We start from the raw sequence: 13,598 nt of genomic DNA on the forward strand, positions 1-13,598 counted from the left end.
GTTGTTCAGATGATGAAAAATTTAAAGGAGAAAAGAAAATGAAATTAGAGATTGAAAAGTTTATTAGTGAAATGGAATTTCCGGAAGCTGCTATGAGTCTTATTGAAGAGGGGATATTATGTTATAAAGCAGGAGCTTATAGGTCAGCGTATATCATGTCATATTTTTTTTCTTAAGTGTAGTGAAGCACAGAGAATTAGAAAGTTCATATGCTCTTATTGGGTATGGTATAGAACGGAAGAAGAAAACAGACGAAATTTCAAACGATGAATTCTGGGAAAGAAAAGTATTCGACTTAATTACTACAGGAAAATCACATAGTGGTTATTTTGAATTTAGCGAATCGATAATTAATCAAATGGAATATTGGAGGACTTTGAGAAACGATTGTGTACATTCTAAAGGTAATCAAATTGTAGCAGCGCATGTTGAATCATTTTGGTTATTTATACAATCAACTCTCCCTGAGTTAGTAAATAACTATAGGAAGAATGTCTTATCTAGAGAGCTCGAGGAATTCTTCGGAAATTAGTGATTTTATAATCCTAATGTGGATTTAAAATAAAGTCGTACCGTTTTACCCCTTTAGATAGGATTGTCTAAAAGAACTAGAACATCTAAAATTGATAAGTGGCTAAAAGAAGGACGAGGAAAAGGGCGCGGAGTAAATTATAAACCGTTTGTAAACGTTCAAGTTGTTTTTTTTACGTAATTTGTACGTTTTATTTTAATTTTATTACAGATTTTTAATTGGGATGGTGTTATAAGTGGATTTGTATATTGTTGGGAATGGATTTGATTTAGGACATGGTTTACGTACGAGGTATTGGAATTTTCGTTGCTATTTAGAAGAACATCGAGGAGACTTCTTGAGGGATTTCGAAGAGAAATATTATTTCTGGGGAGAAGAGTTACAAACTTGTCTGTGGAATAATTTAGAATTTAATTTAGCTAATATTGATGAAATTGTATTGACTGAACAAATGTTTCAAAGTACGGATTTAGGGCTGGAAAGTGGGGATATTGGTATAGAAGAAACTTTGAATTATTACTTCGAAGACGAATTTAAGTACATTGAAGAATTAACTATCTATTTAAAAGAATGGATTGAAGTAGTAAATCAAGTGTTGGACGGTGTAAATAGAAGGACATCTTTAATCAACGAAAGCCATCAAGATATATTTATAAACTTTAATTACACTACTACTTTGGAGGATATTTACAATATTTCAAGACGAAATGTTTTACATATACACGGTGTAGTAGATTCAGATAATGAATTAGTGTTAGGGCATTCAAATTCGTCTAGAATAGATTACTTTAACAAAAAGTATATAGATTATCAAAATAGATTAGATGAACAAATGGCACCAATATATAATGTCTTAACTGACTATTGTTCTAAAACATATAAAAATGTAAATGATTATATATATAAACTATCTTCATTGAACTTTGATGCTGTTGAAAGAGTAATTATAATTGGACATTCTTTAGGTGATGTGGATTTGCCATATTTTAAAGAAGTTAAGAAACGAGTTAATGAAAATACAGAATGGCATGTTTATTATTACATTGAGAATGATATTGAAAATTTTAGAGATAAATTGACTCAATTAGGCATAATTGAACAATATATAAAATTTATTCACTGTGACACATTTTATGATTTACCTTTAGTAGAGCAAACAATAGAAAATTAAACCCACGCTTTTTGATTAATCTTTATTCCAAACCAACACCTAATATCGGAAAATGATAAAATATAAGAAAACCATCGTGATTTTCTCTACGATGGTTTTCTAAATATATAAAAGCCCTAGTTAATTAGTGATGAAGAAGACATTGTAACATACGTTTCGTATTACGTAAAATATGAAAGTTTTATTAATAAAAATTGATGAGTTGATACTATTCAAATTGTCTTCTTTCTAAACGTTCAATCGCCTCACGTTTCTTCTCATTATTGATGTTCGTATAGATACTAGTAACTTCTACAGAGGTGTGGCCAAGTTGATCTCGCAGCAATACAAGATCCTTGTTTTCTTTATAATGGTTTGTTGCATATGTGTGTCGTAGTTTATGAGGGCTACGCTTCTCATCAAATGCACTTGAATATTTGTCACATAACTTCTGTATAGCTCTAACAGTTAGCTGCGTATACTTCCCTTTATAGTTTGTTACAAAAAGTAAGTCTTCATCTTGAGGGCAGTTATATTTATTAGGGCGAACCTTAATGTACTCCTGAATATCATCTAAGCAAGAGCGAGTAGCTAATACGGAAGATCTCTTATTACCTTTACGCGTCACTTTTACTTTCCCCTGACGGAAGTTTATACTAGATATAGTAAGACTAGCTACCTCAGAAACTCGAAGCCCAGTGCCTAAAATGAGGCTTATAATAGCTATGTCTCTTTCTTTATCACGCTGGAAAAAACTATATTTTTTTGGTGATATATCTTTCAACATTTCACCATAATCATTTGCTAGAAATTGAAGAAAAGCTACATCATCTTTTTCATTAAATATCATATTTGCAACGTCATCTGCTCTTGCTGCTGCATCTACTTTCTCCTTATGCAGTTCAATTTTCTCCATTACATTACGTGAGATGTAATTTTCCCCATGTTCATTCTCTGTATTTTGAGCTAAGTACTTGAATAGGGATTTTAAAGCAGAGAAAGTTCTGTTAATAGCTCTTGTCTCAATACCTTCTCCCTGGAGATATCTTTGAAAAGTTCTAGCTTCATTTAATGGTAGATTTTCTAGTGTTGTAATTGGTACATCACATATATTAGTGACCACCTTACCGTTTTCAACGGCTAATCGATTACTTATAAGCCATTTTAGAAACTTTTCAAATTCAGTAATGTAAGCATACAATGTAGCGGGGGAGAGGGCTGTTTTCATTTCTGCATACTCTATGATATACCAGGGCATTTTACTTTTATGTTTATCTATTAGTATTTTAAACTTTTCTTTTTCTTGGTTACTCATGTTGTACACCTCAAATCAAATAATGTAAAATAATTTTTAAACCAATACTTAAACCGATATTTAAACTAACTATTCAAATTTTTGAGCTAGAATACTATTTTAATAAATAGCTTGATTACATATATGGATACCATACTAGTTTTGAAAAAGAAGAGAGGTATCAATATATGATTGATACCTCTACTATACTCAATTCTATGAAATCCATCCAAGTGTTCGTTAAATACACTTTTAACGAACACTTGGATGGTGAAAGCCTATATCTACTATAGTATCAGCTTATTGAAGTTTTAGGTTTATAATTAATAGCCAGTTTAGTTCGAGGATATTTTTAATTGAGTAAATTTAAAAGCCCTGTTTTTAAAGACAGGGCTTTTAAAAAGGGATGACAGTTAACAACTGAAGATACCTTTACATTACCATTATTGGGATTTTTATTCCATATTTTTGTGTTGAGAAATAAATAATATATGATGTAAAAGGTGAGATGAGTAGAGGGTTCTTATAGGTTTAGCAATATGAGAAAGAAAATATCTCGATTAAAGTTATCTTGAAACGAGGAGTGGAAGTATTATTTTTTCTTAGAAAGCATCATTCAAAATCATGTATAGATTATAATATGAATAAATATAGTTTGGTCAAAAAATTATAAGACACCAATTCATTGGAACAGTAAAAACTGTTTTCGGAATAGGTGTCTTTTTTGTATTGAGGAAGAATATATTTTCTCAACAGGACAAATTGTAATTATCTATAAGTATTACTTATAAGGATAATAGGAAAATAGAAATTAATAATAAAGGAGAATGTGAAATGTTAACAGTAATATCTAATAATGATCTAGCTAAAATTCGCGAAGAAGATGTAGATGTAATAAGGGTAATGGCACATCCGGTTCGATTAAAAATCATAAGTGAATTAATGAATCATAAAATGTGCAATGTAACACAGTTAACAGAAGTATTAAAACTTCCACAATCCACCGTTTCACAACATTTAGGAAAGTTAAGAGGAATCGTACTCCGTGCAGAAAGAAAGGGGTTAGAGATGCATTATTATATTGATAATACTAAAGCTCGTCAGATTGTAGAAATTTTAGGGCTGTAGGTTAGTAATACGTAAAAGTTTCCTAAAATACCAACCGTACCAAAAGAGCGTCAAAGCGTTGTACATTTAGGAGTGGAACAATCAGCATTAACACTCAGGGAGACGAAAGGTTACTTTCGTCGTGGAACTGAGAAGCTCTGACATCAACCTTTGCTATGTGGGGAGTCGTTCACATGGAGTAAACTTAGTAGTTAAATTTAAATATGGTTTATAACCTTATAATTCAATTATAAGGTTATATTTTTAATATAAAACATTGATTGTGATTCTTAAAAAATAGTTAGTCTATGTTCTTTGCTAAAGCATTGTGTATAATATCTAATAATCGCATTTATTCTTTTCTAAAGGATGGTACGCTAATATGAAGAGATGTTCCAGCTGCTTCAACTTTTAAAATGGTTTGTTTCAAGTATCTACTAGTAGAAGAATTAATGTATCACTAAAGTTATTTCTCAAAAATCCTAATCCAAATAAGATATTGAGTATTAACTAAATTGTATAAGGAAGTGAATAAGTAATTATGAAGAGAAGGATATCAGTTGTTGGTGCGGTGATTTTTAATGAAAACAATGAAGTCTTATGTGCATTACGTTCTCCTACAATGACCTTACCGAATTACCGGAAATTTCCAGGTGGTAAGATAAAGAACGGTGAAGAGCCGCAAGTAGCACTGGTTCGTGAGATTAAAGAGGAGCTGGGATGTAGTATTACTGTAGATGAGAAAGTAGAGGAAATTGAATACGAGTATGAAACTATAATTGTTCATCTTACTACATATAAAGCGCAAATCCTTGAAGGTATACCTAAAGCTCTTGAGCATACAGAGTTAAAATGGGTTCGTGTTAAAGATTTAAATAATTTATATTGGGCGCCAGCTGATATTCCTACAGTAGAATCGCTATAGGAATTAATACAATACGCTTGAAAACGATAATATTATAACGTAATATATAGTTGTAAAGTCAGTTTATTTGATTCCGTTTATTCCCATACCTTGTGTAATGGTTGAGTTGTAAAAGTAAGTTCTGTTCTTACTTTAATTTTGAGAGGGCTTCTTTGAGCCGATTAGTGTAAATAGCTTATTTTGCTATGTGCATAATTAATCGACTTAGGGAAGCTTTTTTTATTTGGTTTCAAATAGATCAGAACATCGAGTTGTTTTTACTATAACAAATAAAAAAAGAAATTTTGTTTAGGGGAAAGAACAAATGAATTAATTGATTTGTATATCATGAGAGTGGAAAGGATAAAAGAGATTTTTTGTGAGATAAGCTAAACATGCTTTTTATCATTTTAGCCAAGAAGACTCCTTCCTCAAGGAACGCGAAGTGAGTAGGTGGGAGATGAATTGGCTTTGAACAAGGGATGGCAAGGAGCCATCTTAATTGTTCGACATACATAAAGTGTTACTTCACTATCTATCGAATGTACGTTTGGTATATAATAGTCATATATCGAAATGGAGGTGAATCAAATGATAATTAATAAAGCCTATAAGTTTCGTATCTATCCAAATCAAGCACAAGCAATTCTAATTAACAAAACGATAGGTTGTTCTCGCTTTGTATTCAATCATTTCCTATCCCTATGGGATCACGCATACAAAGAAACTGGGAAAGGTTTAACATATGGTACATGCTCTGCCAAACTTCCTGCCATGAAGAAAGATTTTGTTTGGCTAAAAGAAGTGGATAGTATTGCGATGCAGTCGTCTGTTCGCAACCTTGCGGATGCGTATACACGCTTTTTCAAAAAACAAAACCGCGCACCGCGCTTTAAATCTAAGAAGAACAACGTACAATCTTATACCACAAAACAAACAAATGAAAACATTGCCGTTGTAGGGAACAAAATAAAGTTGCCGAAACTAGGTCTTGTTCGATTTGCCAAAAGTCGCGAAGTAGAGGGGCGTATTGTAAATGCTACGGTTAGACGTAACCCTTCTGGCAGATACTTTGTGTCATTGTTAGTTGAAACTGAAGTACAAGAACTTCCGAAAACAAGTTCTTACATTGGAATAGATGTAGGACTAAAAGATTTCGCTATTTTGTCAGATGGAACACACTATGAAAACCCGAAGTTTTTCCGATCATTAGAAGATAAGTTGGCGAAAGCACAGCGTGTTCTTTCTAGAAGAATGAAAGGATCTTCTCGCTGGAATAAACAACGAGTAAAGGTAGCTAGAATTCATGAATACATATCAAATACTAGAAAAGATTACTTGGACAAAATTTCAACTGAAATCATCAAAAACCACGATGTTATCGGTATAGAGGATTTGCAAGTATCGAATATGTTAAAGAATCATAAGTTAGCAAAAGCAATTAATGAGGTATCTTGGTCGCAATTTCGATCAATGTTAGAATACAAAGCAAAATGGTATGGCAAACAAGTCATTGTCGTATCGAAAACATTTGCTTCCAGCCAATTATGTTCTTGTTGTGGATATCAAAATAAAGACGTTAAAAATCTAAACCTACGTAAATGGGACTGTCCTTCTTGTCGTACACACCATGATAGGGATATTAACGCAAGTATCAATCTAAAGCATGAAGCGATAAGGCTTCTAACCGCAAGGACTGCGGGGATAGCCTAACAAATTAGAGTTCGATAGAACTCTTTACTTAGGAATCCCTCACTTCTAAACGAAGTGAAAGTGGGGGAAGTTCAATGCTGGATTTTTTCAAACCATCTAACTTATCATATACTTTGCGGCTAATTAATAACTTATCTTTTGATCTTATTAAATCTAAAATAACGGGGAAATCCATAATTAAATTTGTATCTATACCAATGTAAAACCCACAATCACAGTAGAACTTTAATCTTGCTTTAAATAGATCTAGAAACTCTAAGTATTCACGGATCTCAAAATTATTCCAGTAATCTTTGTATTCGTATAAATTGTATGTAGTTTCAGTCATATTAAACTCCTATATATTTAATGAAATTATGTCATGGTAAAATGAGAATCTATTTGAATGTAGATTAGCTAGATGAATATAACTATAATTTTATGTATAACGATTAAATGAATCAAGATGTATTAATAGAAATACTTTTTTACATAATATAGATTATCGATTTGAGGTGAAAGGAATTGCCCAAGATATGCATAGCGATACGTAAGATAGTAGTATTACGTAGAAATAGGTTGTAATGAACAGAAAAAGAACCCTATCGGGTTCTTTTTCCTGGCATATTAACAGTAAGGAGAATCATGAAATGCTACTTTCGAATCTTTATTAGGGGAAAGATTTAGAAAAAGCTTAACATAAATCTATTTTTACATAAATGTAAGATATAGTAAATTGATAATATTTATACTTACTATTACTAATATTCAATTAACAACCTTAACACTATGTATATAGTGTTAAGGTTTGTTTAGAGCAGTATTTATTTAGATACCCAATAATAATTCCAATTTGGAGTTTGTTATATTACAAAACAAGTAAAAAAATCCATTGGAAATATAATAGACATTTAAATAATTTAAAATGAAAGCGGATATGATTAGTTGTTATAAGCAAAATATAAATAAATTGCATAAACAAAGGCCCTGTAAAAATACAGGGCCGGATACAGGGTTAAGGGAACGCATAGTTTCTTAAAACCATAATAGCATGTATTTTTGGTATAGTTATATGAGGATTTTGACAAAATTAAGAACAAGACAGAAAATCTGTAAAAAAGCAAATATAGTGCTGGAAATTTAATTTAGAATTAAGGTATAAGCATATTGAAATAGATGAAAGATCTTGAGTACCGTAATCGAATTGCCTTTAAATATGAGGTTTAGATTAGAGGGATAATTGGATCTTACAGAAAAGGAAAAATGTTTTTTAGATGAAAAGAAGAAAAGACACCTTTTAGGTGTCTTTTCTTTAGGTAAACAGTTCACATATTGCTAAATTAGATACGAAACCATAATTCGACTATGAAGTAAATTTTAACATAATCTGAACAGAAAAAATATGTAATAATACATTTTTAGTTTTTAATGATTTTATGGAATATAGAGCAGCAACGTAAATAAAAAGGGCATGCATTTGTATCTGCAGCCCTTATTAGGAGGAATTCAAGACACCATTAGGACACGTATTGGTAAACAGGTTCAAAAATAGTATATGTGAAAAGAAAAAGTCCTATACCAACAGTAGACAGGATCTTATCTTTTTTACATTTTCAAAAATGAAATTCCGTCCTTTTTGAAATCAGTACAGCACACACTTGGTTTGTAATGAAATTAGAAAAAGTATACATAAAAATGGCAGACAACTATTTTGTTGTCTGCTGGTGCCAGTGGGTTGAATGAGTTAGTCAATTCAATAAATTGTGCTATCCCATTACCAGAAGAGTGAAGCCGCTAGTTCAAACGGCTTAGACATAGTTTGTCTAATAAAGAAAAAATTATGAGTAGAAATTTTGTTTGCTCTATATGAAAAGATAAATAGATATTCATCAGACAAGGATAATTTAGCATATCTTGAATAGGGTGTAGGAACGAATTAAAGAAAGGGATATTTGTTTAGGAAGGGACTGACTCAGGAGTGGGACTTTCGGACAGGATTTGGAGAACGGTGGTTGCCTTTGGTATTGCGACTAATAGCGTTGCTTGTATAATGACAGTATACATTCAAAAATATGAGCTAATGATAAATTATCTTACAAATATTTTATTTTTAATCATTATCTCTTTAACGTTTATAAAGATGAAAATTAACAAATGGGTGGCTTTAGGATTTACATTGGTTGTAATAGAGAAAGGTATTAAGGCGGGATATGACTTCTACACACATGATTATTATGGTGTCAGTTGGAGTTTAGCTATCATTGTCTATTGCATATACGAGATGGAAAAGTATCATATAGAAATGAATGAATAGCCGCAACCATAGCGTGTTAGTAGGCGGAATTTTTTGAAAAATACTATAAAAAAGACACTACAAGAGTGTCTTTTTTTTGAAAATACTCTATAATTAACTTTGGGGAAGGTAATGTTAGAGTATTCGTTTAGCATTATCTTTATATTTGATAAACCATGAAATCGAAAGATTTTGTGGTTTATTTTATGAACAATAGATATTACAGTATTGGCAGTGAGCTATTGATCATTTTAAGCATTAGGAAAGAATGGATTAAAAGTCTAACATCGAATAACGGTTCCGGAATATAGTGTTGCGAAATGATCTCCCATATCCCAAACGGTACTTGCCTGTATATAGCCCTTAAAGCCTTCTGAAGAATAATAAATCTCTTTTGGTATACTTTCTTTAGTTTGGAAATGTGCTTTAGAGTACTTTACATAATGGTTTTTAACAACTTTTGCTTCTGGAACAATAGTGTTTTTTTGTTCCAATGTTGGCCTAGCACTAGAAGGTGGTATGAATTTTACAGAATCTTGGTAATTAGTATCTAAGGTGTCAGCTTGTACACTGTGTGACGAAACAAAGGTGCTTAAACTACTTCCCACGATTAAAGTTGCAAATGCTAACTTTGAGAATTTTGTTAATCTACTCATTCTATAATCTCCTTTTTATTATTTTGTAAGGTATCTCCTTACACCTCACAGTCTATATCCACTACAAAAGGGTGTACATACATATTGATAGACAAATTTCTACAAAATACCTCATGTTTTTGGGGGTATGTATAATAATCCAATGTTTAATAATTTATTAGAAGTAAAAAAGTAGGTGTTATATAAAAGAAAATGAATAATTTATGCAGGGAATGTATATAAAATTATTGTTTAAATATTCTAAAATGAGTTGATAAAGATGTGGAATTGTTTTTTAGAAAATAAATGATTCAAAAGGTTAAATTTGGAGTTGCAATTCCCTTTTTAAGTTTATTTTTATAATTTTATTTACATGTGTGGATTATTAAAAAATCTAAAGAATTTTTGTACAAACGTTTAAAATATAAAAAAGTGAGAAAAATGATAAACATTCTTCTCACTCTCATCAATTAGGGTGGCATATAGATAAATATGCGTTTGGGTAGATTTTTGGATGAAAAATCCACATGCATAGTATAACAAAAAAATAAGGCTTTTCGCATGTAATATTGCATATGAAAAATAGTAAAGTTTTAAATTTTAATATTAAAAACTCATATATACATGTTACAATGTAATTCTCTAATTTATTTTATTCTCCTATTTAGTATTTATGTTTTAGTGATTCACTAAAACAAAAGTGGTTGTAATAAATAGATAAATCAAAGAAGTAATACAATTAGAAATGTTAAAGGCAGTTAAATATAAGTATTAAATGGAAGAGATAAATTCTTCAGCAATACAATTAGCACAGATGGCGGAAGAACTTCAAGAGTTAATTGGTGGATTTAAGATTTAAGTTGAGATTCTAGGAGAGAATGTTAGAATCTTGTTACAGAGTGGAAATGAAAAATCTTATAACATAGTAAATAAGTATTGTACTCTCTATGCGTATTGAACAGGCAGATAAGCCATTTAAAAACCCTCCATTTGGAGGGTTTTTAAATACATGTACATTAAATTTGTGGTGGTGCACCACCATAATCGCCAACACTATATGAAGGAGTAGGATAATGCCCATGAGTAGCAAGCTGATCTGTTTTAGAAAACTGAGAAATTCCCACCATTAACGTCCCAATGAAAGCAATGCCTGATAATAATAAACTGATTTTTTTCATTATTTTAATACTCCTTTTTCGATTAATTTTCGCCTTGCTTGATAACAAATATGGAAATAGTCACTTACTTTTTTGTGGTTCTCTAATTGTCTACATTTTGTGGCAAATAATTCAGCGTATTCGACAACATATTCCCATAACTCTTCTTTCTCAAAGTATAAGATTCCTTCTTGAATGATTTTTTCTAATTCTTCCAATGGAATGTTTTCGTTTAATCTTTTTAAAATAAAGAAGTGATGTAGATATTCTTCGTTATGGATTTCTCTGCAGATCTTTAATCCCTTAACAATGAGTTTGCTAGCCGTTGATTGTTCTCCTAATTTATAATGTTCCTTAGCTTGTAGGAAGATAGCCTTGAAGTGTGTAGAGATTTTCTCTGTTACTTCTGAAAGGTGACGAATAGCTAAAGTAGACATACTTTGATCAGAGTACAGCCACCCCATAGTACTTTTTACGTATAACAAAGAATCTTCTTCCTTATTCTTTTGTAGTAAATCAATTGCACTTTGTAAATATTCTTCAGCTTGTTCGTACTGTTTTAAATAGATGCAGCAACCACCTAACAAACTATTACAAAAGGCTGTTTTTACTTCATAGCCTTCATACTTTGAAAAGATTGCTCTCGATTTATTTGCGTATTCGATAGAAGCAAGCATGTTATAGGTATGATGATAAAAAGTAGCAATTCTATAGTAGAATTCAGCTTGTTCAAGTTCATCTGGTATGTCTACTAATATCTTTTCTGCCAGTTTATAATGTTCCTCTGCCTCAGTATAATTTGATATAAAAGTGGAATGAATGGATTTAAAAAAGTGATAATAGAAGCGTAGAAAATGGTCTGCAGGCATATCATAGTCGCTAATAGCATCAAAGCTATTTTGTTGGATACCTAGGCTATCTGTTAAGACATTGTAACGGAATTCAAGTAGTGAGTAATATAGTAACAAATTTTGATCTTGATGTTCTTGATTTGGCTCAGTACTTAATTTGCTGATTTTTTCATCAATTTTCTTTTTTAGATTAGTAGCTTTTATAACTTGTTGAGATAGCATAGATCGATACCAGTCGTTCAATAGAGCGGTTAACTGCTCATTTTCTTTTACTGAGACACTCATAATATACGCCCCCATCCTATAGAAATATCCTAATCCTATTTAATTGTAACTATCATAGCAAAATAGAAGGAAAAATGGAGTGATTTTACAATATTTTTCAAGAAAATTCATAAAAAATAATCAATTTATGTCGAATGTGCTTAGAATATAAGTAATCTCTATAAAAAAGCAAAAAGATGAAACAAACTATCTCATTACTCGTAACAGGGAAACGATCTTACTTAAGGTTTGGCCTCATTATATAACTATTATTAACATGTTGAGTTTTAATGTATGAAAATTATGTTAATTCGCAAACGAAATTTTATCTTTACTCCTAAAAAATGCAACTTATTCATTTTTTACTCCCCCTTTTAAATCAATGTCGAAATAATTAACAAAATTTGCTAAAAAGAGAAAGAGATATTATTATAATGTAATATATATCTATTAATGTAATAAAAAGATGAAAAATTTTACATATTAATAATTAAAAGCTTAGCCGAAGATTACTGGAGTAAGTTAAATAACGAAGTGGCTTATGCAAAGTTATATGAGAATGTATATGTGAAGGGAAAGGATAACTTTTATAGGAGGATGCATGAGGGTTCAATTCAATATATGTAACGGAGGAATAATATCATGAAATTTAATACGAAATTATTAAAGAAATTACTTTTATTAAGCGCAACGTCTTTATCAATTTTCAGTGCCTGCTCTGCAAAGGAAGATGGGGATTACAAGCCATATAAGAAACAAGACTCTATAGAAGTTGCAAAGGGAGAAGAGGAGAAGTCCAATCCGCCTAAGATCGAAGAGGGTACGGAAGAACATAAGAAGAAAAAAAAGGTACAACAAGTGGAGGAATCTAAGAATAAAGATGAGGAAATTAATGACAAATATCCGCATTATAAAGATGTAAATGAGGACGCATCAACAGTATCACTAGAACAGTATAATCAAATCAAGGTTGGAATGTCTGCGGACAAAGTCATAGAGATAGCAGGAAAGCCTGGATCCAGCGAAACAACTAAATTGTTCTCTATCTACATATATTTAGGTCACGGTGGACACGGTTCGATGACTATAAAGTTTGATTCTAATAGAAATGTAACGAACAAAGAGCAAGATGGTCTTAGCAATACTGCAGTTAAAGATGAGAAGGCTAGCAAAGAACATGAAGACCCTAATCCTGAATCTGTTAAGAAATCTAGTGTTATAATTCCAAACGATTTTTGCGGACATGGACATGACGAAACGAAGGAGCTAGCGCACGACTGTGAAAAAATTACTGATAAAAAGGCATATAGAAGATATCAACTACAACAAAAGAGAGAAGAGCGAAAAAGACAAATTAGGGGCGAAGAACAGGAATTAATTGATTACGATCAGGGGGATGCAGCTTACAAGGAGCAGCAGCGTATGTACGAAGAAATACAACGTAGAACAGAAGAAAGGGAATCGATTGACTACGATTACGATCAAGTTAGAGATGTTAACAAAGAAAGGCAGCGAATGTATGAAGAAATACAAGAGTGAGATGAAGAAAAAGAGTTTAATAAAGACATAGGGTGTTTTTAAAGATGAGAAAAGTGTTGGAGAACGCTGATTAATTACGATTTGTTAGTTCAGGAAATATGGCAAGGCTGTGAACGCTTTTTTGGCCAGTAGTATGCCGTTTGTTTTGGAGTTATTGTGATGTATTTGTATTGTGAGTAG

13 protein-coding genes are annotated in these 13,598 nt (G+C 31.4%); 8 read left to right on the plus strand and 5 right to left on the minus strand.

Annotated elements, in window-relative coordinates:
- The first annotated feature begins 38 nt into the window (after positions 1-38).
- The 3 genes from ACS2FK_RS25775 (at position 39) to ACS2FK_RS25785 (ending at position 1,703) form a co-directional block, all read left to right on the plus strand.
- Positions 39-176, plus strand: a complete 138-nt coding sequence (locus ACS2FK_RS25775) for a hypothetical protein (protein ID WP_223618554.1) — start codon at positions 39-41, stop codon at positions 174-176.
- 5 nt (positions 177-181) lie between these two features.
- Entirely contained in the window at positions 182-532 is a 351-nt protein-coding gene (locus ACS2FK_RS25780; RefSeq protein WP_223618556.1) for a hypothetical protein, read from the plus strand.
- Between the two features lie 235 nt (positions 533-767).
- Positions 768-1,703 carry a bacteriophage abortive infection AbiH family protein gene (locus ACS2FK_RS25785; protein WP_063549946.1) on the plus strand — a complete coding sequence of 312 codons (936 nt, stop codon included), beginning with the start codon at positions 768-770 and terminating at the stop codon, positions 1,701-1,703.
- Between the two features lie 208 nt (positions 1,704-1,911).
- On the opposite strand, the gene xerS is transcribed toward ACS2FK_RS25785, so the two are convergent.
- The gene (gene xerS, locus ACS2FK_RS25790) at positions 1,912-2,997 is read right to left on the minus strand and encodes a tyrosine recombinase XerS (RefSeq protein WP_063549948.1); all 1,086 of its coding nucleotides are present in this window, start codon (positions 2,995-2,997) and stop codon (positions 1,912-1,914) included.
- 813 nt (positions 2,998-3,810) lie between these two features.
- Here xerS and ACS2FK_RS25795 point away from each other — a divergent pair.
- The 3 genes from ACS2FK_RS25795 (at position 3,811) to tnpB (ending at position 6,700) form a co-directional block, all read left to right on the plus strand.
- On the plus strand, positions 3,811-4,104 hold the full coding sequence (locus tag ACS2FK_RS25795) for an ArsR/SmtB family transcription factor (protein ID WP_000958630.1): 294 nt from the start codon (positions 3,811-3,813) through the stop codon (positions 4,102-4,104).
- A gap of 520 nt (positions 4,105-4,624) precedes the next feature.
- Positions 4,625-5,008 (plus strand): (deoxy)nucleoside triphosphate pyrophosphohydrolase, encoded by a 384-nt coding sequence (locus ACS2FK_RS25800; RefSeq protein ID WP_063549950.1) that lies wholly within the window; start codon positions 4,625-4,627, stop codon positions 5,006-5,008.
- A 570-nt stretch (positions 5,009-5,578) separates the two neighbouring features.
- On the plus strand, positions 5,579-6,700 hold the full coding sequence (gene tnpB / locus ACS2FK_RS25805) for an IS200/IS605 family element RNA-guided endonuclease TnpB (protein ID WP_063549952.1): 1,122 nt from the start codon (positions 5,579-5,581) through the stop codon (positions 6,698-6,700).
- A gap of 28 nt (positions 6,701-6,728) precedes the next feature.
- On the opposite strand, the gene ACS2FK_RS25810 is transcribed toward tnpB, so the two are convergent.
- Complete coding sequence (locus ACS2FK_RS25810) at positions 6,729-7,028, minus strand: hypothetical protein (RefSeq protein WP_063549954.1); 300 nt, start codon at positions 7,026-7,028, stop codon at positions 6,729-6,731.
- A 1,629-nt stretch (positions 7,029-8,657) separates the two neighbouring features.
- On the opposite strand from ACS2FK_RS25810, the gene ACS2FK_RS25815 reads away from it, so the two are divergent.
- A complete protein-coding gene (locus ACS2FK_RS25815) occupies positions 8,658-8,993 on the plus strand; it encodes a hypothetical protein (protein ID WP_063549956.1) in 336 nt (111 codons plus the stop codon).
- Positions 8,994-9,253: 260 nt separating this feature from the next.
- On the opposite strand, the gene ACS2FK_RS25820 is transcribed toward ACS2FK_RS25815, so the two are convergent.
- The 3 genes from ACS2FK_RS25820 to ACS2FK_RS25830 form a co-directional block, all read right to left on the minus strand.
- The gene (locus tag ACS2FK_RS25820) at positions 9,254-9,628 is read right to left on the minus strand and encodes a hypothetical protein (RefSeq protein WP_063549958.1); all 375 of its coding nucleotides are present in this window, start codon (positions 9,626-9,628) and stop codon (positions 9,254-9,256) included.
- Between the two features lie 995 nt (positions 9,629-10,623).
- Complete coding sequence (locus tag ACS2FK_RS25825) at positions 10,624-10,785, minus strand: Phr family secreted Rap phosphatase inhibitor (protein WP_000724104.1); 162 nt, start codon at positions 10,783-10,785, stop codon at positions 10,624-10,626.
- Entirely contained in the window at positions 10,785-11,900 is a 1,116-nt protein-coding gene (locus ACS2FK_RS25830; RefSeq protein ID WP_063549960.1) for a tetratricopeptide repeat protein, read from the minus strand. The genes ACS2FK_RS25825 and ACS2FK_RS25830 overlap by 1 nt, the downstream gene beginning before the upstream one ends.
- 621 nt (positions 11,901-12,521) lie before the next feature.
- Here ACS2FK_RS25830 and bamE point away from each other — a divergent pair.
- A complete protein-coding gene (gene bamE / locus ACS2FK_RS25835; RefSeq protein WP_063549962.1) occupies positions 12,522-13,418 on the plus strand; it encodes an outer membrane protein assembly factor BamE domain-containing protein in 897 nt (298 codons plus the stop codon).
- Positions 13,419-13,598 lie beyond the last annotated feature (180 nt).

The organism is Bacillus cereus group sp. BceL220 (assembly GCF_051776965.1).
Taxonomy (GTDB): domain Bacteria; phylum Bacillota; class Bacilli; order Bacillales; family Bacillaceae_G; genus Bacillus_A; species Bacillus_A cereus.